This is a genomic window from Kitasatospora kazusensis (assembly GCF_039529945.1).
Classification (GTDB): Bacteria; Actinomycetota; Actinomycetes; order Streptomycetales; family Streptomycetaceae; genus Kitasatospora; species Kitasatospora kazusensis.
The window spans coordinates 163905-189464 of sequence record NZ_BAAANT010000001.1 but is presented as its reverse complement, the minus strand read 5'-3'; the positions used below and the strand labels follow the sequence as shown (position 1 = coordinate 189464).

25 protein-coding genes and 4 tRNA genes are annotated in these 25560 nt (G+C 71.0%); 10 read left to right on the top strand and 19 right to left on the bottom strand.

The annotated features are described in order from the left end of the window. Positions 1–2 precede the first annotated feature (2 nt). The 5 genes from rplA to ABD330_RS00930 all read right to left on the bottom strand — a co-directional run bounded on the left by rplA (position 3) and on the right by ABD330_RS00930 (position 3145). On the bottom strand, positions 3–725 hold the full coding sequence (rplA, locus tag ABD330_RS00950) for a 50S ribosomal protein L1 (RefSeq protein WP_344459641.1): 723 nt from the start codon (positions 723–725) through the stop codon (positions 3–5). Between the two features lie 79 nt (positions 726–804). After that, positions 805–1239, bottom strand: coding sequence for a 50S ribosomal protein L11 (gene rplK, locus ABD330_RS00945; RefSeq protein WP_344459639.1), 435 nt, complete (start codon positions 1237–1239; stop codon positions 805–807). Between the two features lie 165 nt (positions 1240–1404). Then, complete coding sequence (gene nusG / locus ABD330_RS00940) at positions 1405–2337, bottom strand: transcription termination/antitermination protein NusG (RefSeq protein ID WP_344459637.1); 933 nt, start codon at positions 2335–2337, stop codon at positions 1405–1407. Positions 2338–2548: 211 nt separating this feature from the next. Further along, positions 2549–2923: a preprotein translocase subunit SecE gene (gene secE / locus ABD330_RS00935; RefSeq protein WP_344459635.1), complete on the bottom strand. Its 375-nt coding sequence runs from the start codon at positions 2921–2923 to the stop codon at positions 2549–2551. Between the two features lie 149 nt (positions 2924–3072). Then, a tRNA-Trp gene (locus ABD330_RS00930) sits at positions 3073–3145 on the bottom strand. Between the two features lie 269 nt (positions 3146–3414). Between ABD330_RS00930 and ABD330_RS00925 the strand changes: the two genes are divergently transcribed. Together ABD330_RS00925 and ABD330_RS00920 are read left to right on the top strand one after the other, a co-directional pair. Then, a complete protein-coding gene (locus ABD330_RS00925) occupies positions 3415–4653 on the top strand; it encodes a pyridoxal phosphate-dependent aminotransferase (protein WP_344459633.1) in 1239 nt (412 codons plus the stop codon). Positions 4654–4764: 111 nt separating this feature from the next. After that, positions 4765–5784, top strand: coding sequence for an adenosine deaminase (locus ABD330_RS00920; RefSeq protein ID WP_344459631.1), 1020 nt, complete (start codon positions 4765–4767; stop codon positions 5782–5784). Between the two features lie 155 nt (positions 5785–5939). Here the strand turns inward: ABD330_RS00920 and ABD330_RS00915 are convergent, their stop codons facing one another. From ABD330_RS00915 to ABD330_RS00880, 8 genes are all read right to left on the bottom strand, one after another. Beyond that, positions 5940–6980, bottom strand: a complete 1041-nt coding sequence (locus ABD330_RS00915; protein ID WP_344459629.1) for a UDP-N-acetylmuramate dehydrogenase — start codon at positions 6978–6980, stop codon at positions 5940–5942. A 71-nt stretch (positions 6981–7051) separates the two neighbouring features. Further along, on the bottom strand, positions 7052–8500 hold the full coding sequence (locus ABD330_RS00910) for an MFS transporter (RefSeq protein ID WP_344459627.1): 1449 nt from the start codon (positions 8498–8500) through the stop codon (positions 7052–7054). Between the two features lie 80 nt (positions 8501–8580). Then, positions 8581–9147 (bottom strand): TetR/AcrR family transcriptional regulator, encoded by a 567-nt coding sequence (locus ABD330_RS00905; RefSeq protein WP_344459625.1) that lies wholly within the window; start codon positions 9145–9147, stop codon positions 8581–8583. A gap of 97 nt (positions 9148–9244) precedes the next feature. Continuing rightward, positions 9245–9667, bottom strand: a complete 423-nt coding sequence (locus tag ABD330_RS00900) for a MaoC family dehydratase (RefSeq protein WP_344459623.1) — start codon at positions 9665–9667, stop codon at positions 9245–9247. 4 nt (positions 9668–9671) lie between these two features. Beyond that, entirely contained in the window at positions 9672–10130 is a 459-nt protein-coding gene (locus ABD330_RS00895) for an FAS1-like dehydratase domain-containing protein (RefSeq protein WP_344459621.1), read from the bottom strand. Positions 10131–10246: 116 nt separating this feature from the next. After that, positions 10247–10411 (bottom strand): 50S ribosomal protein L33, encoded by a 165-nt coding sequence (gene rpmG / locus ABD330_RS00890; protein ID WP_006604855.1) that lies wholly within the window; start codon positions 10409–10411, stop codon positions 10247–10249. Between the two features lie 83 nt (positions 10412–10494). Then, positions 10495–10567, bottom strand: a tRNA-Met gene (locus tag ABD330_RS00885). A 44-nt stretch (positions 10568–10611) separates the two neighbouring features. After that, positions 10612–10684 (bottom strand) — tRNA-Thr (locus ABD330_RS00880). 260 nt (positions 10685–10944) lie between these two features. Between ABD330_RS00880 and ABD330_RS00875 the strand changes: the two genes are divergently transcribed. Continuing rightward, on the top strand, positions 10945–12213 hold the full coding sequence (locus ABD330_RS00875; protein ID WP_344459619.1) for an amidohydrolase family protein: 1269 nt from the start codon (positions 10945–10947) through the stop codon (positions 12211–12213). Positions 12214–12359: 146 nt separating this feature from the next. On the opposite strand, the gene ABD330_RS00870 is transcribed toward ABD330_RS00875, so the two are convergent. The 3 genes from ABD330_RS00870 to ABD330_RS00860 all read right to left on the bottom strand — a co-directional run bounded on the left by ABD330_RS00870 (position 12360) and on the right by ABD330_RS00860 (position 18441). Next, entirely contained in the window at positions 12360–13901 is a 1542-nt protein-coding gene (locus tag ABD330_RS00870; protein WP_344459617.1) for a hypothetical protein, read from the bottom strand. Positions 13902–14164: 263 nt separating this feature from the next. Continuing rightward, positions 14165–16159: an APC family permease gene (locus tag ABD330_RS00865; RefSeq protein WP_344460018.1), complete on the bottom strand. Its 1995-nt coding sequence runs from the start codon at positions 16157–16159 to the stop codon at positions 14165–14167. A gap of 380 nt (positions 16160–16539) precedes the next feature. Further along, entirely contained in the window at positions 16540–18441 is a 1902-nt protein-coding gene (locus ABD330_RS00860) for an APC family permease (protein ID WP_344459615.1), read from the bottom strand. A gap of 294 nt (positions 18442–18735) precedes the next feature. On the opposite strand from ABD330_RS00860, the gene ABD330_RS00855 reads away from it, so the two are divergent. Then, a complete protein-coding gene (locus ABD330_RS00855; RefSeq protein WP_344459613.1) occupies positions 18736–19209 on the top strand; it encodes a hypothetical protein in 474 nt (157 codons plus the stop codon). A 413-nt stretch (positions 19210–19622) separates the two neighbouring features. Here the strand turns inward: ABD330_RS00855 and ABD330_RS00850 are convergent. Beyond that, positions 19623–19719 (bottom strand) — tRNA-Tyr (locus ABD330_RS00850). Positions 19720–20011: 292 nt separating this feature from the next. Between ABD330_RS00850 and ABD330_RS00845 the strand changes: the two genes are divergently transcribed. Then, the gene (locus ABD330_RS00845) at positions 20012–20431 is read left to right on the top strand and encodes a hypothetical protein (RefSeq protein ID WP_344459611.1); all 420 of its coding nucleotides are present in this window, start codon (positions 20012–20014) and stop codon (positions 20429–20431) included. A gap of 763 nt (positions 20432–21194) precedes the next feature. Here ABD330_RS00845 and ABD330_RS00840 read toward each other — a convergent pair. Together ABD330_RS00840 and ABD330_RS00835 are read right to left on the bottom strand one after the other, a co-directional pair. After that, positions 21195–22433: a helix-turn-helix domain-containing protein gene (locus ABD330_RS00840; protein ID WP_344459609.1), complete on the bottom strand. Its 1239-nt coding sequence runs from the start codon at positions 22431–22433 to the stop codon at positions 21195–21197. Then, on the bottom strand, positions 22430–22756 hold the full coding sequence (locus ABD330_RS00835) for a putative quinol monooxygenase (RefSeq protein ID WP_344459607.1): 327 nt from the start codon (positions 22754–22756) through the stop codon (positions 22430–22432). The genes ABD330_RS00840 and ABD330_RS00835 overlap by 4 nt, the downstream gene beginning before the upstream one ends. 607 nt (positions 22757–23363) lie before the next feature. On the opposite strand from ABD330_RS00835, the gene ABD330_RS00830 reads away from it, so the two are divergent. From ABD330_RS00830 to ABD330_RS00810, 5 genes are all read left to right on the top strand, one after another. Beyond that, positions 23364–23642 carry a hypothetical protein gene (locus ABD330_RS00830; RefSeq protein ID WP_344459605.1) on the top strand — a complete coding sequence of 93 codons (279 nt, stop codon included), beginning with the start codon at positions 23364–23366 and terminating at the stop codon, positions 23640–23642. 222 nt (positions 23643–23864) lie between these two features. After that, positions 23865–24860, top strand: coding sequence for a DUF2637 domain-containing protein (locus ABD330_RS00825; RefSeq protein ID WP_344459603.1), 996 nt, complete (start codon positions 23865–23867; stop codon positions 24858–24860). Next, entirely contained in the window at positions 24857–25066 is a 210-nt protein-coding gene (locus ABD330_RS00820; protein ID WP_344459601.1) for a hypothetical protein, read from the top strand. Before ABD330_RS00825 ends, ABD330_RS00820 begins: the two co-directional genes overlap by 4 nt. Next, a complete protein-coding gene (locus tag ABD330_RS00815) occupies positions 25063–25308 on the top strand; it encodes a hypothetical protein (protein WP_344459599.1) in 246 nt (81 codons plus the stop codon). Before ABD330_RS00820 ends, ABD330_RS00815 begins: the two co-directional genes overlap by 4 nt. Continuing rightward, the gene (locus ABD330_RS00810; protein ID WP_344459597.1) at positions 25308–25463 is read left to right on the top strand and encodes a hypothetical protein; all 156 of its coding nucleotides are present in this window, start codon (positions 25308–25310) and stop codon (positions 25461–25463) included. The genes ABD330_RS00815 and ABD330_RS00810 overlap by 1 nt, the downstream gene beginning before the upstream one ends. Positions 25464–25560 lie beyond the last annotated feature (97 nt).

The following is a 25560-nucleotide window of genomic DNA, read 5'->3' as shown; positions in this document are numbered from 1 at the left end:
GCTCAGAGGGCGGCCGGGTCCTCCTCGACGAGGAGGTTGCGGGTGCGGTTCGGGTCGACCTGGATGCCGGGGCCGATCGTGGTGGAGACCGCGGTCTTCTTGATGTAGCGGCCCTTGGCGGCGGACGGCTTGGCCCGGAGGACCTCGTCCAGCGCGGCGGCGTAGTTCTCGACCAGCTGCTCGTCGGTGAAGGAGGCCTTACCGATGATGAAGTGCAGGTTCGAGTGCTTGTCGACGCGGAACTCGATCTTGCCGCCCTTGATCTCGTTCACTGCCTTGGCAGTGTCCGGGGTCACGGTGCCGGTCTTCGGGTTCGGCATCAGGCCACGGGGACCGAGCACGCGGCCGAGGCGGCCGACCTTGCCCATGAGGTCCGGGGTGGCGACGACGGCGTCGAAGTCGAGGCGGCCCTTGGCGACCTCGTCGATGAGCTCGTCCGAGCCGACGATGTCGGCGCCCGCAGCACGCGCGGCCTCGGCACGCTCGCCGGTCGCGAAGACCAGAACCCGAGCGGTCTTACCGGTGCCGTGCGGAAGGATCACGGTGCTGCGGACCATCTGGTCGGCCTTGCGCGGGTCGACACCCAGACGCATGGCGACCTCGACGGTGCCGTCGAACTTGGAGGTGGAGGTCGCCTTGGCGAGGCGGATGGCCTCGAGGGGGGCGTAGAGACGGTCGCGGTCGACCTGGGCGTCCGCGGCCTTGAGAGCCTTGCTGCGCTTCACTGCTTCTCCTGAAGGTGAATGGAGGAGTCGTGGTGTTGACGGGCCGCGCTGGGCCCTACCACGGTGGGACTTGGGGCTGTCAGCCCTCGACGGTGATGCCCATCGACCGGGCGGTGCCGGCGATGATCTTCGTCGCGGCGTCCAGGTCGTTGGCGTTCAGGTCGGGGAGCTTGACCGTGGCGATCTCACGGACCTGGGCGCTGCTGAGCTTGGCGACCTTGGTCTTGTGGGGCTCCGGGGAGCCCTTCTCCACGCCCGCGGCCTTCAGGATGAGGCGCGCGGCCGGCGGCGTCTTCGTGATGAAGGTGAAGGAACGGTCGTCGTAGACCGTGATCTCCACCGGCACGATCATGCCGCGCTGCGACTCGGTCGCAGCGTTGTAGGCCTTGCAGAACTCCATGATGTTGACGCCGTGCTGACCGAGCGCGGGGCCGACCGGCGGGGCGGGGTTGGCCGCGCCAGCCTTGATCTGGAGCTTGATAAGCCCAGTGATCTTCTTCTTCTTGGGAGGCATTTCTCTCCGGGTCCTTCTGAGAGGTGACAGTCGATGTGCGTACGGCCGGGGCGACACCCGACGGGAGTACACACATCGGACCAGGCTAACGCGGATGCGCCGCTGGACCAAAACGAGCCGGGGGCGAGGTCCGAAGACCCCGCCCCCGGCCCGATGGCTTTGGGGTCAGTTCTTCTGGATCTGGTCGAAGGACAGCTCGACCGGGGTCTCGCGGCCGAAGATCTCGACCAGGCCCTTGACCTTCTTCGAGTCCGGGTTGATCTCGTTGATGGTCGCCTGCAGGGTCGCGAACGGACCGTCGGTGACGGTGACGGAGTCGCCGACCTCGAAGTCGAGCACCTGGACCTCGACCGGCTTGCCGGAGGACGGCCGGCCGGCCTCCTTGGCCGCCTGGCGCTCCACGTCGGGGGCGAGCATCTTGACGACCTCGTCCAGCGTCAGCGGGTACGGGTCGTACGCGTTGCCGACGAAGCCGGTGACACCCGGGGTGTTGCGGACGACGCCCCAGGACTCGGCGTCCAGGTCGATGCGGACCAGCACGTAGCCGGGGAGCTTGTTCTGGCGGATCGTCTTGCGGTCGCCGTTCTTGATCTGGACGACCTCCTCCTGCGGCACCTCGGCCTGGAAGATCCGGTCCTCGACGTTGAGCGAGACGGCGCGCTGCTCCAGGTTCTGCTTCACCCGGTTCTCGTAGCCGGCGTACGTGTGGATGACGTACCACTCGCCCGGCGCGGTGCGCAGCTTCTCGCGGAACTCGGCGACCGGGTCGACCTCGACCTCCTCGGCCTCGACCTCCTCGGCCTCGGTCTCCTCGATGTCGCCCTCGGCGTCCTCGATCTCGGCGCCGTCCTCGTCGGCCTCGTCGGCCTCGTCCGCGGCGAGCTCGTCGTCCTCGGTGATCTCGTGCACGGCGGCCTCCTCGGCCGCCACGCCCGCCTGGGCCTCGTCCGCAGCCTCGACCTCGTCCGCGTCGGCGTCCGCCGCGTCGAGGATCTGCTCCGCGCTCTCGGCGTCAGCAGCCTCGACCGCGTCCAGCTCGGCGGCGACATCCGCCTCGCGGACGGTCTCGTCGGCGTCGTTCAAGGGGGACTCAGACACTGTGGCTGCTTCTTTCCTGGGATGTGGAGATGGAACGGCTCCGGGCCACCCAACAGCCCTTGCGGGCACACGCGGAAACGACTCGGATGACTCAACAGTACCGAGTCAACGGTAGCGGGCTCATCCCGACCGCGCAGACAGCTCGACCCGGGCTGCGCTGCCAAGGTTCTGGCGGCGGCCCGGGTCGGGGTGGCGCTGTGCTCAGGGGCGGTCAGCCGAAGATGAACAGACTCAGCTTGGAGAAGCCGTAGTCGAGGCTGGCGACGACGCCCATCACGACGACGACGAAGACGACGACGACGCTGGTGTACTGGAGGAGCTCGTTGCGCGTCGGCCAGACGACCTTGCGCAGCTCCGCGATGATCTGGCGGTAGAAGAGGGCGGCCCGGGCGAAGACGCTCTTGCGAGCTCGCTTGCCGGCCTTCTTGTCCCCGTCGCCGCCCGCGGCCCGATTGGCCCGCTTGCGGTCGCGACGCGAGAGTGCCTTCTCCTCGCCGTCGACAACCGCGGCTTCGTCGGCCACGCCGTCGGCACCCTCGGGGTTGCCACTCTCAGGCGTTGCGGTGGAGCCCGTGGTCTCCGTCACTCGTCCTCACCTGAATCCGGGTCCTGCCGAGCGTCGCTTGCGCACCTGTGGAGCACGAGCGATCCGGCGAAAGCAGTGCTGATTGGGGCCCTCTCCGCATCAAGCCCGCTCGCTCTGTGGAGCGAACGGGCTTGGTACAGATCAAGCAGCAGGGCAAGAGGGACTTGAACCCCCAACCGCCGGTTTTGGAGACCGGTGCTCTACCAATTGAGCTATTGCCCTACGGTGCCTCGCGGCTCCGGAGATGCCCCCAACCTACCGCATCCCGGCCGGTGCGTGGTGTACGCCTCGGACGGAGCCGCAGTTCGGAGCCATCGAGCAGTGAGTGTACGGGATTCTTACGCGTTTGGTCGAACCTCATTCACACCGAACCCACGCGACGCACCTGACCGGCCGTCACTCGCGGACCGCACGGGTACACATCGTGGACGACCGGGTACGCATGCTGGAACCCGGTGCCCGGCGGCCATCGACTCTGCGACGATGCAGGTATGAGCGCTCCCACCCCCGCCAGCCCCCGTCCCGCTGACCGCCGCGTCTCGCAGAGGATCGGCGCGATCGCCGAGTCCGCCACCCTCGCGGTGGACGCCAAGGCCAAGGCCCTCAAGGCGGCCGGCCGCCCCGTGATCGGCTTCGGCGCGGGCGAGCCCGACTTCCCGACCCCGGGGTACATCGTCGAGGCCGCCGTCGCCGCCTGCCAGGACCCGAAGAACCACCGCTACACCCCGGCCGGCGGCCTGCCGGAGCTGAAGGCCGCGATCGCCGCCAAGACGCTGCGCGACTCCGGCTACCAGGTGGACGCCTCACAGGTGCTGGTGACCAACGGCGGCAAGCAGGCCATCTACGAGGCCTTCGCCGCGATCCTCGACCCGGGCGACGAGGTCATCGTCCCGGCGCCGTACTGGACCACCTACCCCGAGTCGATCCAGCTCGCGGGCGGCGTGCCGGTCGAGGTCGTGGCCGACGAGACCACCGGTTACAAGGTCTCGGTCGAGCAGCTCGAAGCGGCCCGGACCGAGAACACCAAGGTCGTCCTCTTCGTCTCGCCGTCCAACCCGACCGGCGCGGTCTACACCCGCGACGAGGCCGAGGCGATCGGCCGCTGGGCGCTGGAGCACGGGCTCTGGGTGCTCACCGACGAGATCTACGAGCACCTGGTCTACGGCGACGCGACCTTCACCTCGCTGCCCGCGCTGCTGCCCGAGCTGGCCGACAAGTGCATCGTGGTCAACGGCGTGGCGAAGACGTACGCCATGACCGGCTGGCGGGTCGGGTGGCTGATCGCCCCCGCCGACGTGGTGAAGGCCGCGACCAACCTGCAGTCGCACGCCACCTCCAACGTCTCCAACGTGGCCCAGGTCGCCGCGCTGGCCGCCGTCTCGGGTGACCTGGACGCCGTCGCGGAGATGAAGGAGGCGTTCGACCGCCGCCGCCGGACCATCGTCCGGATGCTCAACGAGATCGAGGGCGTGTTCTGCCCCGAGCCCGAGGGCGCGTTCTACGTCTACCCGTCGGTCAAGGACCTGCTGGGCAAGGAGATCCGCGGCAAGCGCCCGCAGACCTCCGCCGAGCTGGCCGCGCTGATCCTGGACGAGGCCGAGGTCGCGGTCGTCCCGGGCGAGGCCTTCGGCACCCCGGGGTACCTGCGCCTCTCGTACGCGCTGGGCGACACCGACCTGGCCGAGGGTGTCGGCCGGATGCAGAAGCTGCTGGGCGAGGCCCGCGCCTGACGCGCCACCCGAACGAAGTACCGCCCCCGGCAAACCTTCGAGGAGTCACTCTTTCGAAGGACCTGCCGGGGGCGGTTCTCTTTTGGGGCCCCGATACGGCAGGATCGGTGAATGGAACGCCTGCGTGATGTCCGGGACCTTCCCAAGGCCCATCTGCACCTGCACTTCACCGGCTCGATGCGGCCGGCCACTCTGCTGGAGCTGGCCGACAAACACCGGGTACGGCTGCCCGAGGCGCTCAGTTCCGGCGAGCCGCAGCTGCTGGACGCCACCGACGAACGCGGCTGGTTCCGCTTCCAGCGGCTCTACGACACCGCGCGCTCCGTCCTGCGGGACGAGGAGGACATCCGCCGGCTGGTCCGCGAGACCGCCGAGGACGAGCGGCGGGACGGCTCCCGCTGGCTGGAGATCCAGGTCGACCCGACCTCGTACGCACCCCGGCTCGGCGGGCTGATCCCGGCCCTGGAGCTGGTCCTGGACGCCGTCCGGGAGGCCTCGGAGGCCACCGGGGTCGGCATCCGGGTGCTGGTCGCCGCCAACCGGATGAAATCCCCGATGGACGCCCGCACCCTGGCCCGGCTCGCCGTCCGCTACGCCGACCAGGGCGTGGTGGGCTTCGGGCTCTCCAACGACGAACGACGCGGCCTGGCCCGGGACTTCGACCGGGCCTTCGCGATCGCCCGCAAGGGCGGCCTGCTGGCCGCCCCGCACGGCGGCGAGCTGGCCGGCCCGGAGTCCGTCCGGGACTGCCTGGACGACCTGGGCGCCGGCCGGATCGGCCACGGCGTACGGGCCGCCGAGGACCCGCGGCTCATGCAGCGGCTGGCCGACCGCCAGATCACCTGCGAGATCTGCCCGTCCTCCAACGTCTCGCTCGGGGTCTACCAGCGAGCCGAGGACGTCCCGCTGCGGACGCTCTTCGAAGCGGGCGTGCCGCTCGCGCTGGGCGCCGACGACCCGCTCCTGTTCGGCTCCCGCCTCGCCGACCAGTACGACCTGGCCCGCACCGTGCACGGCTTCAGCGACGCCGAACTCGCCGAACTCGCCCGCCAGTCGATCCGCGGGTCCCGCGCCCCGGAGGACGTCCGGAAGCTCCTCCTCGCCGACATCGACACCTGGCTCACCACCTGACCTCTCCGGGAAGGCCCCCTCCAGGACGGGGTACCCCCAGGGGCGCGGGGAACTGCGCGACCAGGGCGCAACGAAGCTGCACGGTTGCGCGCGCAGTTCCCCGCGCCCCCGTTCTGGTTGCTCTGAGCTCGCACAGTTTCCCCCGGAGGGGACTCTCAGAGGTCGACGCCGACCGTGACCGGTTCGTTGACCAGCTCGACGCCGAACGCCGCGCGGACGCCCGCGCGGATCTCGCGGGCCAGGGCGACAAGGTCGGCCGTGGTCGCGTTGCCCCGGTTGGTGAGGGCCAGGGTGTGCTTGGTGGAGAGGGTGGCCGGGCCGGTGCCGTAGCCCTTGCCGAAGCCGGCCTGGTCGATCAGCCAGGCGGCCGAGGTCTTGGTGCAGCCGTCGGGGCCGGGGTAGGCGGGCGCGGTGCGGCCGTCGAGCCGGGTCAGGAACGCGGCGTACTGGTCGGGGGTGAGGATCGGGTTGGTGAAGAAGGAGCCCGCCGACCAGGTGTCGTGGTCCGCCGGGTCGAGGACCATGCCCTTGCCGGAGCGGAGCAGCAGCACGGCCTCCCGGGCGGCCGCGACCTCGACCCGCTCGCCGGGCTCGACCCCGAGGTACCGGGCGGTCTCCGCGTACCGGACGGGGGTGGAGCGCCCGCCGTTGTCCTCCAGTGCGAAGCGGACCCGCAGCACCACGTAGCGCTCGGGGTCGGCCTTGAAGCGGCTGTGGCGGTAGGAGAAGTCGCACTCGGCGTTGGAGAGGACGACCGTCTCGCCGGCGCTGCGGTCGTAGGCGACCACCTCGGTGATGCTGCTGGACACCTCCTGGCCGTACGCGCCGACGTTCTGCACGGGCGTCGCCCCGGCCGAGCCGGGGATGCCGGCCAGGAACTCGATCCCGGCGAGGCCTTCGTCCACCGTGCGGGTCACCGCGTCGGCCCAGATCTCGCCGGCGGCCAGCTCCAGCGTGGTGCCGTCCAGCTCGAAGCCGGTGGTGGCGATCCGCAGCACGGTGCCGTCGAAGCCGGCGTCCCCGATCACCAGGTTGGAGCCGCCGCCGAGCACCAGCAGCGGCTCGGCCGCGTCGTCGGCGGCGCGGACGGCGGCGATGACCTCGGCGTCCGTGCCGGCGGTGACCAGCCGGCGGGCCGGGCCGCCGAGGCGGAGCGTGGTGAGGGGGGCGAGGGGGGCGTCTTCGAGTACCTGCACGCTCCCCACGGTATACGGGACGGCCGCCCCACTCCTCCGGCAGAGGGGGGCGGCCGTCCGGCGGGGCGTTCTCATCCGACGGGTTCGAGCACCTTGGCCGCCGGCGCCGGGACCGGTCCGGCCGGGCGGCGGCTCGGGATCAGGAAGGCGCAGACCGCGCCGAGCAGGACGGTCGCCGCGCCCACGTACAGGGCCGGGACGAGTCCGTCGGTGAAGGTCCGGGCCGAGCCGTAGCCGCCGTTGGAGGAGAAGACGGTGGAGAGGACGGCCACCCCGAGCGCGCCGCCGAGTTCCCGCATCGCGTTGTTCGCGCCGGAGGCGATGCCCTGTTCGTGCGGGGCGACGTTGGCCATCACCAGGCTGGCGGTGGGGGCGAAGTAGAGCGCCATCCCGATGCCGCAGATCACCAGGGCGGGGAGCTGGGCGGTGTAGGAGGTGGTGTGGTGCGCGATCAGCGCGAACATCGCCAGGCCGGCCCCCTGCATGGCCAGACCCGTCACCACGATGCCGCGGCCGCCGATCCGGTCGGAGACGATGCCCGCGATCGGGGCGACGATCAGCGGCATCGCCGTCCAGGGCAGCATCCGCACGCCGGCCTCGGTCGGGGTCGCGCCGAGGACGCCCTGGAGGTACTGGCTGATCAGGAAGATCGAGCCGAACATGCCGAGGAACATCAGCAGGCTGGCCGCGTTGACCGCCGAGAACGCCCGGCTGCGGAACAGCCGCATCGGCAGCATCGGGTGCGCCGCCCGCAGCTCGTACCGGACGAAGGCGGCCAGCAGGACGCCGCCCGCGACCAGGCCGGTCAGCACCGGGGTGCTGGTCCAGCCGTCGGCGTTGCCGCGGATCAGGCCGAACACGATGCCGAAGAGCGCGGTGCTGACCAGCGCGGTGCCCGGGATGTCCAGGCGCGGGTTGGTGCCACGGCTCTCGGCGAGCCGGAGGAAGGCGAGCGGGAGCAGCAGCAGGCCGACCGGGACGTTCAGCCAGAAGATCCACTGCCAGGAGAGGTGCTGCGTCAGCACGCCGCCGATCAGCGGTCCGGTGGCGACGGCCAGCCCGGTGACGCCGGACCAGATCCCGAACGCCAGGCCCCGCTTGGCGGCGGGCACCGCCGCCGTGAGCAGCGTCAGGGTGAGCGGCATCATGACGGCCGCGCCGGCGCCCTGGACGGCGCGGGCGGCGATCAGGAAGCCGAGGCCGGAGGCGAGTGCGGCGGCGGCGGACCCGGCGGTGAAGACCGCGAGGCCGCCCAGGAAGAGCCGTCGGCGGCCGAACCGGTCGCCGAGGGCCGCGCCGAACATCAGCAGCACGGCGAAGGTGAGGGTGTAGGCGCTGACCGTCCACTCCAGGTCGGAGAGCCCGCCGCCGAGGTTCCGGCGGATCGACGGGAGGGCGGTGGTGACGACCAGGTTGTCGAGCGAGGCCATGAAGCCGGCCACGCTGGTGATCACCAGGGTCCAGGCCCCGGTGGGGCCGAGGCCCGGTGTGCTGTTCGGTGACTTCTCGGTGTCCTGCATGGTGGTGCCCCCTATACAGGTAGTTATGGATCAATAACTTTTGTGCTCCGAGAAAAGGCCCGCACGGGCGGGCCCACTCGCTAGAGCTGCTGCGTCTTCTCGTCCTCGAACCCCGCCCAGACCGGGTGCTCCTCCGGGAAGCCCATCGCGACCAGGCTGTTGATGAGCATGCCGTAGCCGAAGAACTCGGTGGCCGTCTCGTGCTCGCCGCCGAGCCGGATCCGCACCCGCTCCCACAGCTCGAACCAGGCGGCCCGGACGGCCTCGCCGACCTCCCGGTCCCCGCCGGCCTCGGCATTGGCCACCGCGACCTGCATCTGCATCTGCATCAGAATCCGGTCGCGGTCCTGGATCAGCTCCACGTAGGCCATCCCCATGGCCCGTCGTGCGTCCTCGCCGGTCAGCCCCTCGGAAGCCCGGTCGAAGACCTGCCAGACCTCCTCGGTGCAACGCCGGCACGCCTCGATGAAGATCGCCTGCTTGCCCGGGAAGAGCCGGAACAGGTACGGCTGCGAGACCCCGACCCGGCGGGCGATCGTCTCGGTGGAGGTGCCGTGATAGCCGCCCCTGGCGAACTCGGTCATCGCGGCCCGGATGACGCTCTCGCGCCGCTCCTCCGCACTCATCCGCATGCTCGTCCTCGCCATGCTTCTAAGTTAGTAACCAATCACTACTTACGTCAAGCGGACCGGGCCGGCGAAAAAGCGGGCGGGCCCGCCGCCGGACCCGCCCGCCCCCGAGCCCTCAGGCCAGCTGGACGACCGCCCGCGACATGCCGAGCACCTTCTGCCCGCCGCTGGTCGCCACCAGGTCGACCCGGACCCGTCGGCCCTCCAGGACGGCGCCGACCTTGCCGGTGACCTCGATCACCGCGCCGACCCCGTCGTTCGGCACCGGCACCGGCCGGGTGAACCGGGTGCCGTACTCGACCACCGCGCCCGGGTCGCCGACCCAGTCGGTGACCACCCGGACGGCCTCGGCCATGGTGAACATGCCGTGCGCGATGACGTCGGGCAGGCCGACCTCGTGGGCGAACTTCTCGTTCCAGTGGATCGGGTTGAAGTCGCCGGAGGCGCCCGCGTACTGCACCAGTGTGGCGCGAGTCACGGGAAAGGAGCGGGCCGGCAGCTCGGTGCCGACCGCCACCTCGTCGAAGTTGATCGCCATGCTGCTACTCCCCCGCCTGGTCGGCGGCCCGGGCCACCAGCGTCATGAGCGAGGTCACCACGTGCTCGCCGCCCTCGTCGTACACCTCACCACGGACGGTGAGGACGTCGTTGCCCGCCAGCGACTTGATCGCGTCGATGGAGACCGTGACCGCCAGCCGGTCACCGGCCCGTACCGGGCGGGTGTAGACGAACTTCTGGTCGCCGTGCACCACCCGGGTGAAGTCGAGACCCAGCTCGGGGTCGTTCACCACCTGGGCGGCGGCCCGGTAGGTGATCACGAACGGGAAGGTCGGCGGGGCGACCACGTCGGGGTGGCCCAGTGCCTTGGCGGCGTCGATGTCCGTGTACGCCGGGTTGGCGTCGCCGATCGCGGCGGCGAACTCGCGGATCTTCTCGCGGCCGACCTCGTAGGGCTCGGTGGGCGGGTACGTCCGTCCGACGAACGAGGGGTCGAGCGGCATGGGCAACTCCTCTGATGAGTGGTCACGCGAAAACGACTCCGGACCGCACCCCTGGTTGGGGGTGCGGTCCGGAGTCTAGAACCTGTGTCACACAAGCCCGTTGAAGCCCCAGGGGGTCAGCGGGTCTCGCGGTGCGCGGTGTGCGAGTTGCAGCGGGGGCAGTGCTTCTTCATCTCAAGACGGTCCGGGTCGTTACGCCGGTTCTTCTTGGTGATGTAGTTCCGCTCCTTGCACTCCACGCAGGCCAGCGTGATCTTCGGGCGGACATCGGTGGCAGCCACGGGAGTGCCTTCCTGAACAAATGAATAAGAACACGACAAGAGTAGCCGATCGGGAGTTCAACCTCCCGATCGACTACGCGGGGTAGCGGTGACCGGACTTGAACCGGTGACACAGCGATTATGAGCCGCTTGCTCTACCAACTGAGCTACACCGCTTTGATGATCTTCCCCCGCACCGGAGTGTGGGTTCCGCTCACCAGAGCCCCCATGCGGAATCGAACCGCAGACCTTCTCCTTACCATGGAGACGCTCTACCGACTGAGCTATAGGGGCGAACGAGGAAGAGATTACACGTTTCCCGCCCAGAGGTGAAATCCGTATCCGACACGGAAGATCCCAGGTCCGCGCCTCGAACGGACACACCGATCGAGGACTCCCGTTCGGCCTCACCTCCGAACACATGGTCCGGCCCGACACGACTCGCCACAGCCTCCGAGCGCCCCGCCCGGACTCGCCCTAGGCTCGACGCTCTCAGTGATCTTCCGGGCTCCGGGGCACCCCTGGTCGCCCCCGGACAGCGAGGAGCCGGGCCGATGACCGCGGACAGCGCACCTGCCGAGGGCCCGCACCACGGCCCAGGACAAGCACCCAACCCGCTCGGCCACGGGCCGGTCCTGCTGCTGACCGGCGCCCGGCTCGCCGACGGGCGGGTGGTCGACGTACGGATCAGCGGCGATCGCATCCAGGCCGTCGGCACCGTCGGCAGCCTCGGTCCGCTGCCCGCCCTCCCCGGGGCGCCGACCAGCACCACCGGCGCCCGGATCGACCTCGGCGGCTACCTGCTGCTGCCGGCCCCCGCCGAGGCGCACGCCCACTACGACGCCTCCTTCGCCGCCGCGCTGCCCGGCCCGCCGTCCGAGAGCCAGGGCGAGCTGGTCCGCCGGATCACCGAGGCCGCACTCACCTCGCTCGGCTACGGCGCCACCGCCCAGCGCACCCACGTCCGGATCGGCGACGTGCACGGGCTGCGCCGCCTGGAGGCCGTACTGACCGCCCGGCAGGCACTGCGCGGGCTGGCGGACCTCCAGGCGGTGGCGATGCCCCGGCTGCTCACCGGCCTGGCCGGCGCGGACGGCCGGGCCCAGCTGCGGGACGCCCTCAAGCTCGGCGCCGACGCGGCCGGCGGCTGCCCCGACCTCGACCCCGACCCCGTCGGGTACGTCCAGGTGCTGCTGGAGGCGGCCCGCGAGGCGGACTGCCCGGTCGACCTGCACACCGCCGCCGCCGACCCGGCCGCGCTGGCCCGGCTGACCGTCGCACTGGCGCCCCTGCGGCCCCGGGTCACCCTCGGCCCGTGCAGCTCGCTGGCACCCGGCGGCGGCGGCGTACTGGCCGCCGCCGGGATCCGGGTGGTCTGCCTGCCGCAGAACGGCTGCTGCACCGGCCTGGAGGGCCCGCCGGTCGGCCTGCGGCCCGCACTGGTACGGGAGTTGACCGATGCCCGGGTGCCGTTCGCGGCCGGCAGCGGCGCCCTGCGCGACCTCTCCAACCCGGCCGGCCGCGCCGACCCGCTGGAGGCGGCGTACCTGCTGGCCGCCGGGGGCGTGCTGAGCCCCGACGCCGCGTACGACACGGTCGGCAACCAGGCCCGGATCACCCTCGGACTACCGCCCGTCCGGGTCGACGCGGGCTTTCCCGCGGAGCTGCTCGCCGTCCGCGGGGACAGCCTGGCGGGCGCACTCGCGGGCGGCCACAGCAGGCTCGTGGTGCACAGCGGTCGGATCGTCAGCCGCACCAGCGCGGTGCGCGAGTTCGCGGACACCGTAGCCCTCGCCCTCCCCCGCCAGGCCGGCCCGGGCTGAGGACCGCCCCCGGGGGGCGCGGGTTCACCGTTCAGGACACGGTTCCCCCAGGGGCGCGGGGAACTGCGCGACCAGGGCACAACGAAGGTGCACGGTTGCGCGCGCAGTTCCCCACGCCCCTCCTGTGGTTACCCGAATGCGTCCGGTCAGCGGTATTCGCGCAGGCGCGGGGCGATGCCCAGGGCGGTGAGGGTCAGGGCTGCCAGGAGGGCCAGGCCGCCGGTCACCGCCGTGGCGGTGCCGAGGTCGCCGTCGGCGGCCGAGACGGCTCCGTCGAAGGCCTTCTGGTTGATGTCCAGGACGTCCCCGAGGGAGTCGGCCAGGGCTCCGAAGTCGGCGTTCGACTGGCCGGGCCTGGTGCCGGTGTCCAGGGTGACGGCGTCCTTGAGCCTGCCCTGGGCCTGTAGGTCACGGATCCTGCGGTCGTCCGCCTGGTATGTCTGAAAGTCCGTCAGCACTCGCTCGGCGGCGTCCTGTTCGCCGGGGAAGGTGACGTTGCGCAGCTCGGAGCCGAGGTAGCCGCCGAAGGAGACCACCCGGTGGTCGAGGCGCTGCTGGTCGGCGAGCGGTGCGAGGGCCGCGTTGTAGCCGTCCTGGGTGGTGCCGTCGACGTGGGCGATGGCCTGGGTCTTGTCGAAGTAGCTCTGCGTGTAGGCGCCGGAGCGGCTCGGGTCGATCAGGTAGCGGCTCTCGTCGGCGTTGCTGTCGTAGGCCACCGCGCGGGCCCGGCTGAGAGCGATCACCGAGTCGTAGGCGTTGGCCTTGGCCGTCACCAGGTGGCGGTCGGCGCCGGAGGCGAGTCCGAGTCCGGCGGCCAGGGCGAGCACGGCGAGCAGCGTGCCCGCCGCCAGCGGCGGGTTGACGCGGCGCCGGAAGCGGAGGGCCAGCACGCGTTGCAGTGCCGCCAGGGCGGCCAGCGCGAGCAGGCCGGTGGCCAGCATCCACCACCAGCCCGCGCCGAGGTCGTCGTGCTGGGCGGCGTAGACCCGGTCGACGGTGGCGGCGTTGTCGGCGGTGACCTGGTCGGCGGCCGGCAGCAGCTTCTGCCGGAGCAGGTCGGTGGCCTGCCGGTAGGTCTCCAGCGCGGCGGACGAGGGCTTGCCCGCCGGGGCGGCGGCCTGCTCCTCCAGCAGCTGGGCGCGGGCCGCCAGGGCCTCGTAGTCGCCGAGCGCGCCGAGGACGGTCTGTACGTCACGCTGCCCGACGGGGTCGGCGGCGGCCGCCGCGGCGGCCTGCTGGAGGTCGCCGTCGGCCTGGGCGCGGCGCTGTTGGTAGGTGGCCAGGGTCTGGGCGTGCAGGGCGGTGTAGTCCGGGTCGGCGCCGATCAGCAGCAGGTCGGCTTCCTGGGCGTCCATGTCGCTGAGCGCGAAGTAGAGGTCGGCGGCCCGGACGGCCTGCGGGGCGCTCCGGTGGCCGATGGCGTCGATGCCGTCCCGGGCGCCGCCGAGCACGGTCGCCGCGACGGCGGCGGCGGTCAGCAGGGTGGCCAGGCAGAGTGCGGCGAGGCCGCGGACCAGGCGCGGTGTGTGCCACCAGGCGCGGGTGAGCGGCGCGGGGACGTTGCGTACGCGGTGGGCGCGGGGGCCGCCCGGCGCGGGTCCCGGTCCGGGCCCCCCGGCCCCGGCCCCGGCTCCCTCCGCGGACGCCTGCTGCCCCGGTACGGCTGTTCTCGATGCCAGTGCCGCCATTGCCGCGCGTCCTCCCCGTCACCTGGCCGGCCGTCCTTCGGTGAAGGGCTCCGCCGGCATGGTGGTCCCGGCTCGTCTCCCCCGTGGAACTGAGCCGGCCCCCGGGGGTCGAAGGTAGGCGCGCGCAGACTCGGCCGCGCGCTCCCTGACGCCCCCTTGGCGCCCCGGCGGCCGGTCTTAACGCGTTCTTGACGCCCGGTCGGCCCGCCGGAACGCCGGAGGCCCGGACAGCGGTGCTGTCCGGGCCTCACGGCGGTACCGCGTCAGGCGTTCTCGGGGGCCGGGATCCGGTCGCGCTCCGACCTGGTGGTCGGCTCGCCGCGGCGGACGGCGCCCGGGGCGCGCCGGGACGGGTGGTCGGCGCGGCCGGCCGAGCTGAGCTGCCACGGCACGCTGATCACCATCACACCGGGGGTGAAGAGCAGCCGGCTCTTCAGCCACAGCGCCGACTGGTTGTGCAGCAGGTTCTCCCACCAGCGGCCGACCACGTACTCCGGGATGAACACGGCGACGGCGTCGCGCGGGCTGCTCCGGCGGATCGAGCGGACGTACGCGACGACCGGCTTGGTGATCTCGCGGTACGGGGAGTCGAGCACCTTCAGCGGCACCTGGACGTCGAACTCGGTCCACTGCGCCCTCAGCGCGTCGGTGGCGTCCTTCTCCACCGCGACGCTGACCGCCTCCAGCTCGTCCGGGCGGAAGGCCTGGGCGTAGCCGAGCGCCCGCAGGGTCGGCTTGTGCAGCTTGGAGACCAGCACGATGCCGTGCACCCGGGACGGGCGTACCGAGTCCGCCTCGGCGTCCTCGACGGCCAGTTCCTCGGCCACCGCGTCGTAGTGGCGGCGGATGCCGCGCATCATCACCCAGAGCACGACGGCGGCGACCACCGCGAGCCAGGCGCCCTGGGTGAACTTGGTGATCAGGACGAGCACCAGGACGAGCGCGGTGACGAACGCGCCGAACCCGTTGATCACCCGGGAGCGCTGGGCGGCGCTGCGGACGGCGTGGTCGGTCTCGGTGGCCAGGGCGCGGTTCCAGTGCTTCACCATCCCGATCTGGGAGAGCGTGAAGGAGGTGAAGACGCCCAGGATGTAGAGGTGGATCAGGCTGGTGACGTCCGCGCCGTACAGCCAGAGCAGGCCGGCCGCGACCACCGCGAGGGCGATGATGCCGTTGGAGAAGGCCAGCCGGTCGCCGCGGGTGTGCATCTGGCGGGGCAGGTAGCGGTGCTCGGCGAGGATCGAGGCCAGCAGCGGGAAGCCGTTGAACGCGGTGTTCGCCGCCAGGATCAGGACCAGCGCGGTCACGGCCTGGATGAAGTAGAAGAGGATGCTGTGGTCGCCGCCGAAGATGGCCGCGGCGAGCTGGGCGATCACGGTCGGCTGGGCGAAGTTCGCGCAGTCGGAGCCGATACCGGTCAGCTGGCAGGCGTTGTCGACGTAGTGGACCTTGGCGATCAGCGACAGCGCCGTGATGCCGATGAACATCACCACCGCGGTGATGCCCATGACCGACATGGTGGACGCGGCGTTCTTCGACTTCGGGGTGCGGAAGGCCGGCACGCCGTTGGAGATCGCCTCGACGCCGGTCAGCGCGGTGCAGCCGGAGGCGAAGGCGCGCAGGCCCAGCATCAGCAGGCCGAGCCCGGCGAGCGAGTCCTTGCCGTCCACCGGGACGAGCCCGTAGCCCGCGCTGGACGCCACCGGGGCGTGCCCGAACAGCACCCGGATCAGCCCGGTGCCCACCATCAGCAGGATGCCGCCGATGAAGAGGTAGGTCGGCGCGGCGAAGGCCTTGCCGGACTCGCGGACGCCGCGCAGGTTCATCGCGGCCAGCAGCAGGACGAAGAACACCGCCATCGCCACCCGGTAGCCGGCTATGCCGGGGAAGGCGGAGATGATGTTGTCGACGCCGGAGGCGACGGAGACCGCGACGGTCATCACGTAGTCGACCAGCAGCGAGGCGGCCACCACCAGGCCCGAGTTCGCCCCGAGGTTCTTCGACACCACCTCGTACGAGCCGCCGCCGCTGGGGTAGGCGTGCACGACCTGGCGGTACGACATCACCACGACCGCCATCAGGGCGACGACGCCGGCCGCGACCCACGGGGTCAGGTAGAGGAACGCGGTGCCACCGACGGTGAGCACCAGCAGGATCTCCTGGGTGGCGTAGGCCACCGAGGAGAGCGGGTCGGAAGCGAAGATCGGTAGCGCAAGCCGCTTGGGCAGCAGCGTCTCGCCCAGCTCTTCGCTGCGCATGGCCTTACCGATCACAAGGCGCTTGAGCGCCTGGGGCACGTTGAACACAGGGGCGAGCGTATGCCTGTGCGACTCCCGGGCAATGGGCCGGTCCGGAGCGTGGAACGGCCCGGATCTGCCCATTGGGAGCAAAGTTTCCGCAGGCCAGGGACGGTGGGGTCGACAAACCGGGCAGCCCGGGCGGTCGCGGCGGCCCGAGCGTTAAGACCCCGTATAGATGTGGAGCTGTGACCGCTCGGCAGGGTCAAAAGTTATCTGCTCCTCCGTCATTCATCCGAAATGTCTGCTATGCGGCTTGTCGGCCCAGGCCCACCGGGCGGGCGAGCCCGAACCAACCGGGCGGGCGGGCCCGGATCGCGGCGGGCCCGCCGGCGGAGCCGCTACATCCGCATCCGCAGCCGGCACACCACCACGTCCGTGTGGCGCCGCAGGGCCCGGTTGATGACGGCGCCGCGCTGGTTCTGCAGGGCGCGCTGCCAGAGCCTGGCCGGTTCGACCTCCGCGATCAGGACGGTGACGCGGTCGTACACGTGCTCGGCGGCGAGCCGGTCGGCGAAGTCCGCCAGCGGCCGGCCGACCCGGCGGTGGGCGTCCGGGATCTCGACCAGCCGGACTCCGGGCCGCCAGAGCTCCCAGTCGCGGCGCAGCGCCTCGGCGGCCTGCCGGTCCTCGGCGTCGGGGGCGGTGTGCACGACGGTGACGGCGATCACCTCGTCGCCCATCGAGACGGCGGCGGAGAGCGCGTCCCGGGTGAGCCGGGAGATCGCGCTGACCGGCACGACGACCAGCGAACGCTGCCGGGTGACCGCCCCCGGGATCCGGCCCAGCTCCATCCGGGCGCCGATCTTCCCGTACGCGCGGTGGACCAGTTCGAAGAGCAGCACCAGCAGCGGCAGCGCGAGGCAGATGCTCCACGCCCCCTCGGTGAGCTTGGTGCCGGTGGTGACGACGGTGGCCACGCCGGTCAGCAGCGCACCGAAGCCGTTCAGCAGCGCCTTGCCGCGCCAGCCTTCGCCGCGCTCGCGGTACCAGTGCTTGACCATGCCGACCTGGCAGATGGTGAATCCGACGAAGACCCCGATCGCGAACAGCGGCACCAGGCTGTTCACGTCCCCGCCGGAGGCGACCAGCAGCGCGGCCGAGACGATCGACAGGAAGAGCACGCCGTGCCGGTGCACCTGGTGGTCGGCGCGCAGCGCGAAGACGTGCGGCAGGTGGTTGTCCCGGGCCAGCAGGCGCAGCAGCATCGGCAGGCCGCCGAAGGAGGTGTTCGCGGCGAGGCCGAGCAGGACCACGGTGGCGAACTGGACGAGGTAGAAGCCGAAGCCGTGCCCGAGGGAGGCGTCCGCCAGCTGCGCCAGCACGGTGACCCCCTCGACCGGCTGGAGGTGGAACCGCCCGATCAGCACGGCCAGCCCGACCAGCATCACGCCGAGCAGCGCGCCGAGCGCGACCTCGGTGTGCTGGGCACGCCTCACCCGGGGCGTACGGAAGGACGGGACGGCGTTCGCCACCGCCTCCACGCCGGTCAGCGCCGAGCAGCCGGAGGCGAACGCCTTGAGCAGCAGCAGGGCGCCGACGGTGGTCGCGTTGCCCGCCAGCGCCGAGGCGTGCCCGGCGGCGGCCGCGGTGCTCGCGGGAGCGTCCCGGAACAGCCCGATCACGATGATCGCCAGGATCGAGAGCACGAACACGGCCGTCGGCACCATGAACCAGCGCGCCGACTCCGCGATCCCGCGCAGGTTGACCGCGGTGACCAGGACGAGCACCCCGAGACAGAGCCAGACCCGCTGGTCGTACAGGCCCGGGACGGCCGAGGTCAGCGCGGCCACCCCGGCGGTCACCGAGACCGCGACGTTCAGGATGTAGTCGATCACCAGCGAGGCGGCGGCCGTCAGCGCGGCCCGCCGGCCCAGGTGCGCCTTCGCGACGGCGTACGAGCCACCGCCGTCGGGGAAGGCCGCGATCACCTGCCGGTACGAGGCGACCAGCACCGCCAGCAGCACCGCGATCGCGGCGGTGACGGGCAGCGTGAACCCGAGCCCGTAGCCGCCGGCGGCGGCCAGCACCAGGACGATCGACTCCGGGCCGTACGCGACGGAGGCCATCGCGTCGAGCGAGAGCGCGGCCAGCCCGCCGAACGCGGTGAGGTGGTCGCGGCCCTCGGCGCCGGTGTCCGCCTCGACGGCTGCCGCCGCCGTGACGGCTCCGCCGCCGGGGGCGGCTCCTGGGCCGGGGCCTGCTCCGGCGCCTGGGCCGGCTCCGGCGGTTTCAGTGGACATGGGACGGACCTCCGCTGCTGGGTGCCCTCCGATCGTGTCCGGCCGGGCCGGGCCGACGGCCGTCCCGTACACGTTCCATACGCCGGACCCGGCGGCCCTGACGCCATCCTGACGGCGGCTCGGCAGCGGCCCCTTCTGGGGCTCCCAGTGGACGGCCTCCGCCGTACCCCGCTCCCGGACGGCTCCCGGCACAAGGTCACCGGAAAGCGGGAGCCGACCGCCGCGCCGCCGCGTCCAAGGAGCATGAACGCTGAGAGAGTCGCAGCAGAGATCGACGGCGGAGGGACAGGAGCCATGGAACGAACGGAATCCGGCGGAAGAGGGCGGGTCCGCCTGCGCACCGCCCTCGGCGCCCTGGCGGGCGCGGCCGTCCTGGTGCTGGCGGGCTGCGGATCGTCGTCCGGCAGCGCGGGCCCCACCGGCCCCGCCACCGCCGTGACACTCGACGAGCAGGCGAACAACACCACGGTGACGGTCAAGGCCGGAGTGACCGTCAGAGTCGATCTGCACAGCACCTACTGGTCGGCGGTGACCAGCTCCGCACCACAACTGCTGGAGCAGACCGGCAGGCCGACCGTGGTACCGAGCCCGACCGGCCCGGCCTGCCGGGTGGGCAGCGGCTGCGGGACGGTCAGCACCGACTTCCTGGCCCACGGCGCCGGATCCGCCCAGCTGACCGCGACCCGCACCACCTGCGGCGAGGCCCTGCTCTGCGCACCCGACCAGCGCACCTTCACGGTCACCGTGCAGATCACCGGCACCGGCTGACCCTGGCGAACGTCAGCGGACTCCCCCGCTCCCCCGCCGGGCCCAGCCGCGCGGAGGCGGCTCGGGCCGCGTACGGGCCCGGCACGGAGAGGAGGGAGAGCGCGGGGCTGAGCGGCCGGTGTCCCGGCGGGCGCCGGTTGGGAAGACGATCAGCTCACAGGGAGGACTCCGGCACACGGCCGGAACGGTCTTCGACAGGGAGGCTGCCTGGCCGCCCACCCCGCACGACCACTCTGCTGCACAGTCGCCGTTATTGCAACAAGGTCGCAATAACCTCACCCCGCCGGAGGCACGGCACACCCCGGGCGCAGCCTGCCTCCACCAGGCCGGGCCGAATCCGCCACCGGCGCCCACCACAACGAAGAACGGCCCCGAACCGCGTTTCCGCAGTTCAGGGCCGTTCCGTTATCCGGTGGCTGGTGGAGGGTTCGAACCTCCGTAGCTTGCGCAACAGATTTACAGACCGCTGCATGATCGGGAGGTCGCCCCGCCCTGACCTGCGATCCAGCCTCAGATCATCGGGTCGAGTGCCAGCTTGGTCCGCACCTGGTCCGGATCATGGTTCACCGGGCTCGATCGGAGGCGGACTCCTGCTTTGTGAGGATTGGCGTGGCCCACCCACCGTGACCTGCCCAGGCTGCCCATCCTTCTGTACTTCGCTGCCATGCGTGCCACATCGGTTGGCGATACCCCAAACGACCGTCGGACTCCCGGACTGATCTCCGCGAATCCCTCCCCATAGTCACTCGGCGCGCCCTAGGCTACTCAGCGGCTAGATACGACGAGGCAAAGGACCATGCACATGGCAAGCGGTGCCGTGCTCATCAGATCCGGAGTGCCACAGGCGGGCACCCAGCCGTCGGGGGCTGGATTTCCCTACCCGTCCTCAGCAATCGACATGGCGAAGATTATCCGCGCCAGCGGCTTCGAGGTCAAATTTGAGCACGAAAAGAGTTCGCGCAACTACATCAGCCTTCACGGAGCGGACCAATGGCTGCCGGTCATACAAGTAGCCCATGAGCTGATAATTGCCACCGAGGCACACATCCTCAGCGACTGGATCATCTCGCTCCTAGGTCGAGAGAAGGCGCATAAGGACACGCTCCACATCAAGTATTTCGTCTCAATGAATGATGGGACATCCAAGCAGCTTGAAATGAGCGGCACCGGCGAAGACGTCCTCAGGGCACTCGACACATTCGAGCAAGATCTTCGTGATTGAACGAGGCCTGGCCATCCTTCGCGATGGTATCCGAGCTTACGGCCGGGTTGTTCGCGTTCATGCCATAGAAGGGCCCAGTGAGGAGCTGGATCGAGAGCTGCGAGCTTGCTTCAAGACCCTCCGTTCGGCAATGAATCACCTTGAGGGCGCGGCCGAATTCGAAACTGCCCATCAATACCTGGACAAGGCGGGCCAGTTTGCACGGACCACCTTTCCCGAAGGTTGTGCACTTCAAAGAGATGGCACATCCTACTTCGTGACTTGCCCCGTGCCGCTTGCCCATAACCGAGTAGGTCTGAGCATCGGCGTCTCAGCAGCAGTCTTCGAGTGCTCGATATGCGGGTCCGACCCAGACGACTGCGAGCATATTGCCGGGCGGGTTTACGGCGACCGAAGCTGCACCCGTGTGGTAGTTAACGGAACGATCGATGAAGTCTCATACGTCGCAACGCCAGATTTCCCCGATGCTCGCATTGAATCGATGTCAGCGGATATCGAAAAATTGAAGCAGCTGCTCGGGCCGTCCTTTCGGCCGGGTATGGAAGTCATGTGCGACCGGTGTCTCAGTCCTTGCGACGGAATATCCTGGCCGTTCCTGACAGACGAGTAGAACTATGGAGCCGCCCGCCCTTGCCACGGCGGGTCTAGAAAATCAGGCGCCTCGGCCGCAGCAGCTGGCACCACCGAAGCGGGGCAAAAACAGGAGCGACGGCGAGCGGCGGGCCAGCGCCGCAAGCCTTGACCCGTTGGGGCAAAGCCCCTATTACTCCAGCGCGTTGGCTCGGTCCGCCAGCTCCAGCAGCTCGGGCGGAGCGCTTCGGCCAGCCACGAGGACCAGTTCCCGGATTGTTGCCCGAGCGGCAACGTGCGTTCGAAGCGTCTCCGGCGCTAGCTCCTCGGCCCGGAGCAGGCACTCCAGCGCCTCACCAGCGTGGCGCCGCTGGGCGTGGGCTCGCCCCAGGTCCATCAGCAGACGAGCACGCCGCTCCGGCGAAAGCCCGCTGGCGTCAATGCCCTGCCCTATGTCGAGCGCCTCACCCGCATCGCCAAGGTCCACCGCCGTCGAGACGGCCTGGATCTCGACGTTCGTCGGCCCGAACTCCAGGTTGAAGTCGTTGCGGTCTTCTCCCAGCTGGGCTGCAACGTTCCGCGCGTTGCGCAGTTGCTCGCGGGCTTCCTCTCGTTGGCCGGCGCGGGCCGCGACCAGCGCCAGCACCAGGTGCAGAGAGCCGAGCACTGACAGCGCCTCTGGGTCCGGGTTCTCGACCGCAGTGTGCTGCTTGAGTACCGCCACAGCGCTACTCGCAGCGTGCTCGGCCTGGTCCAGGTGCTTGAGCCGGACGAAGGCCTGAGCCAGCCGGTAGATCCCGGCGAAGACGTGGAGCGGACGCGCCGACTGTTCCGCAGCCCGGATCGAGCGGTCGGCAGCGACCCACGCGGCGTCCGCCTCGTCCTGGCGCACAAAGGCCGCCGCCAGCGCCTGATAGGTCTGGCTGAGCAGGTCCTGCATCTCCGGCCGGTCCTTGGGCGCCGCCGTCCGAGCTGCCCGCTCCAGCCGGGGCAGGACCCGCCCGAGCGTCGCACTCAGCTCGGAGAACCGCGCCGCGTGAGTCAGCTCCCAGACCTCGGCGACAGCTGAACGGAGCTCAGCCATGCTCGGCGGTTCGCTGGCCGGCGCCGGGCCGAGCAGGACTCCGAGCGCTGGATGCCCCGAGATCAGCAACCGGGCCTCATCCAGGTCGTTCGGCTGTTCCTCGGTAGGCGGAGGGACGACTACGGCCTGCGGGGCGTCTGGGCGAAGCACCTGAACGGAGACACCCAACCCGTCCGCCAGCAGCTGGAGCACGTCGAGTCGGACAACGGGCTGCACGCCTCGCTCCACCTGGGAGACCCAGCTGGCCGTGCGATCGATGGCTGCTGCCAGCTCGTCCTGCTTCAGACCGCGTTGCTTCCTGAGCTGGGCGACCCGGGCCCCGAAGGCTCGGCGGTCCTCCGGCGTCACCGTGTGCCTCCGGTGGCAGGCGAGATCTTGGCCGCGAGCTCGTCTAGGAACGTGACCTCGAAGGACTCCAGGTACTGCCCGCGCTCGGTCAGGAAGCGCTGCACGTGGGGCTGTTCCTCATGCTTCTCGAACGCCTCCCGGTCTGCGTACAGCTCGTAGAACACCCGGACCGCCGGCTCGTCGGGCACCCGGTGGTTGACGTAGACGAGAGTCCCCGGCTCGTGCGCGCGGATGCCGTCGAGCGCCTCTGCAGCGAGCCGGTCGAAAGCGGCGGCCGCCTCTTCGTCGTGGGCGGTGAAGCGCACTACAAGGCCGAACCCCATGGTCACAGCTCCTCTGCTAGGCGGACTGCCAGTTTCGCACGGCTCGCTGAAATCCTGCGAGTAGCAGATTCTCTTGACTCGCAGAAACACTGCGAGTACGTTCACAGCATCACACCGAGTGAGACAGGGGTGACACAGAGGGGCCTTCTTTGGGCTGCTCTGACCTGCACAAATGCACCACCGCTCAACAACTCAAGAGCGTGATCCACCACCGCAGTGCGCCCGTGACCGTGCCGGGCGGGGTGAGTGGAGACCAGTCGGCAGAGAAGGGGCGCACGCCCTGACACCTCGGTCGCCCTTCAGACGGCGGCCGTACATGGGACACGCAGCCGACTCAAAAGACCGACGCGGCCGACCTTCGCCAGCGACGACCTCCGGGAGGGATCTCCCCGGAGCGAGCTCGGACCGCGTCTAGTGAGACCCAACTCCCTTTGCTTCACCAGTGATCACGGCCCCCGGCACCCCCGCGCAGTAACTCATGCGCCAGCGAGTGCCGGGGTCCGTGACTGCTCGTGCAGTCAGGCCCCAGATCGGGGCTGCCGCGCTCACCTTGGCCGGTGCGCGGCAGCCCCTCGGGCCCCACCCACTCTCAGGAAGAGGTAGGCCCATGAGGTCGATTGTTGCAGGACAGCGTGCCGCGAGCGCCGAGGAGTTCGCGGAGCTGGCGCTCGGCGTGGACGAGGAACTGTTCGCCGGTGTGGACGACGAGAACGAGGCGGAGCGCGCGGCGCGGTTGGACGTGGCGCACGCGGTGCTGGCGGACCTGCGCCGGGAGGCCCCGGAGCTGGCCGCCTACGCCGAGCGGCTGCTGAAGTCGGCGCCGGTGCCGCTGCGGCGGCCGGCCGTCATCGCGCTCCGCCCGGCCTGGCTGGCGGTGGCGGCATGAGCGACCACACCTTGAACGGTGGCTACGGTCACCAGCCGCAGCCCGCACCGCAGCCCACCCCGGGCACGCCGAGTGAGGGGAAGGGCGAGTGACGGAGCGGTCGGAGTTCATCGCCTTCATGGGCGCCTCACCGGTGCTCACGGTCCGCTCATCGCGGCCGGGACGGTGGTCGCGGTGAAGGCGGTGGTGAGCCCGGAGCAGATCCGGTCGGCGGAGCGGGCGTTGAGCGTCGGGACGTGGACGATCACGTTCGGCGCGGTGCTCTACAGCGTGCTCACGGTGACCCCGCTCATGAGCGGGCACAGCCCCAAGGGGTGGCAGTGGACGGCCCCGATCCTGCCGCTGGTCGTGGACGCGGCCGTGGTGATCGTGGTCCGGATGGACAGCACGCTCGCCCGGCTCGGCGGGGACGGCGGCCGCTGGCCGGCGGTGCTGCGCTGGCTCACCGGCCTGATGACGGTGTTGCTCAACGTGGGTCTGTCCGCCCTGCGGGGTGATCTGGTGGGGGTGGCGGTCCACTCGGTGGCGCCGCTGCTGCTGATCGTCACGGCGGAGACCTCGCTCGCCTACCGGCGGGCGATCGCTGCCGCGCTGGCCGCCCGTGAGAGCGCTGAGCGCGCCGAACGTGCCGAGCGCGAGCGCCGGGCCGAGGAACGGCGACGGCGGGAGCGCGAGGAGCGGATCGCCGAGTGGGAAACGGCCGACCACCGCGAGCGTGAGCGCCGTGAGCACGAGGAGCGCCTCGCCCGCGAACAGCGTGAGCACGAACGGCAGGTGCTGCGCGAGGAGCGGGAGGAGACGGCCCGCCGCGAGAGCGCCGCACGGGAGGAGAACGCCCGGCGGGAGGCCGCCGAGCGGTCCGAACGCGAGCATCGTGAGCGCGCCGTGAGCGACCGTGAGCGCCGTGAGCACGAGGAGCACCTCGCCCGCGAACAACGCGAGCGGGAGGCCGCCGAGCGGACACGCCAGGAACTGCTGTCCGCCGCGCCGGCCACCGGGCGGCTGCCCGAGGAACGGGCCCGCGAGATCGCCCGCGCCGCCAGCGAGGCCGGTCTGCCGCAGCGCCAGGCGGTGGAGCTGACCGGCTGGTCCGCCGGGTGGATCGCCGCCCGCTACACCGAGCTGCGTGCTTCCCGTCCGGAGCGGCCCGGCCTGCACGCCGTGCCTGCCACCGACGACGAGACCATCACGCCCCCCGCCGAGGAGCAGGCATCGTGACCACCCGCACCGGCACCCGGCCCGCCGCCGCTCTGGTCCCCTCCCTGGTCCGTCCCGTCCCACCGCGCACCGAGGGCACTGTCATGCCCCTGACCAGAATCGCACCCGCTATCCCCCCGATCACCCGCGAGGACCGCGCCCACGCCGCCGGCGCCGCCGCCCGCCTGCTCACCCGTCTCGTCGGCGCGAAGGGCGGTACCTGGTGAGCACGCTCAAGCAGGTGCCCGGCCTGGGCATCGCCCGCCTCGACGGCGGCGGGCTCGCCTACCGCCTGGCCGACCCCGTGACGACCGACGACGTCGTCGGCCTGGCCCGCCAGCAGTGGTGCCGCCGCCTGGAGGTCTGCGATGCCTCCAGCGACGGTCAGCGCCCCGCCCAGTTCCGCGCGGTCTGCGAGCTGGACGGGGACCCGTTCGTCCTGGTCGGCCGGATCGGAGAGGGCGCCTGATGTTCGGCCGCCGCAAGAAGACCCCGCAGCAGCGGAGGGCCGACGCCAACCGCGCCGCCGACCGCACCGGACACGCCGCGATCAACGCCCGGCCGGAGAACCGCCCGACCACCCCCAAGCCGGGCCCGGCCCCCCGTGCCTGGTGGCGCTCCTGATCCGCCGTCGGGCCCGGCCACGGCCGGGCCCCTACCTGCCCGAGGAGAGACCCGTGAGCTACCTGCTGTGGCTGCTGTTCTGGCTGGCCGACGCCGT

Bases quoted from the DNA above. Each gene is read 5' to 3' on its own strand.
- rplK (WP_344459639.1), bottom strand. From the start codon at position 1,239: ATGCCTCCCAAGAAGAAGAAGATCACTGGGCTTATCAAGCTCCAGATC.
- ABD330_RS00925 (WP_344459633.1), top strand. From the start codon at position 3,415: ATGAGCGCTCCCACCCCCGCCAGCCCCCGTCCCGCTGACCGCCGCGTC.
- ABD330_RS00920 (WP_344459631.1), top strand. From the start codon at position 4,765: ATGGAACGCCTGCGTGATGTCCGGGACCTTCCCAAGGCCCATCTGCAC.
- ABD330_RS00910 (WP_344459627.1), bottom strand. From the start codon at position 8,500: ATGCAGGACACCGAGAAGTCACCGAACAGCACACCGGGCCTCGGCCCC.
- ABD330_RS00905 (WP_344459625.1), bottom strand. From the start codon at position 9,147: ATGGCGAGGACGAGCATGCGGATGAGTGCGGAGGAGCGGCGCGAGAGC.
- ABD330_RS00900 (WP_344459623.1), bottom strand. From the start codon at position 9,667: ATGGCGATCAACTTCGACGAGGTGGCGGTCGGCACCGAGCTGCCGGCC.
- ABD330_RS00895 (WP_344459621.1), bottom strand. From the start codon at position 10,130: ATGCCGCTCGACCCCTCGTTCGTCGGACGGACGTACCCGCCCACCGAG.
- ABD330_RS00875 (WP_344459619.1), top strand. From the start codon at position 10,945: ATGACCGCGGACAGCGCACCTGCCGAGGGCCCGCACCACGGCCCAGGA.
- ABD330_RS00870 (WP_344459617.1), bottom strand. From the start codon at position 13,901: ATGGCGGCACTGGCATCGAGAACAGCCGTACCGGGGCAGCAGGCGTCC.
- ABD330_RS00865 (WP_344460018.1), bottom strand. From the start codon at position 16,159: ATGCGCAGCGAAGAGCTGGGCGAGACGCTGCTGCCCAAGCGGCTTGCG.
- ABD330_RS00860 (WP_344459615.1), bottom strand. From the start codon at position 18,441: ATGTCCACTGAAACCGCCGGAGCCGGCCCAGGCGCCGGAGCAGGCCCC.
- ABD330_RS00855 (WP_344459613.1), top strand. From the start codon at position 18,736: ATGGAACGAACGGAATCCGGCGGAAGAGGGCGGGTCCGCCTGCGCACC.
- ABD330_RS00845 (WP_344459611.1), top strand. From the start codon at position 20,012: ATGGCAAGCGGTGCCGTGCTCATCAGATCCGGAGTGCCACAGGCGGGC.
- ABD330_RS00835 (WP_344459607.1), bottom strand. From the start codon at position 22,756: ATGGGGTTCGGCCTTGTAGTGCGCTTCACCGCCCACGACGAAGAGGCG.
- ABD330_RS00830 (WP_344459605.1), top strand. From the start codon at position 23,364: ATGAGGTCGATTGTTGCAGGACAGCGTGCCGCGAGCGCCGAGGAGTTC.
- ABD330_RS00810 (WP_344459597.1), top strand. From the start codon at position 25,308: ATGTTCGGCCGCCGCAAGAAGACCCCGCAGCAGCGGAGGGCCGACGCC.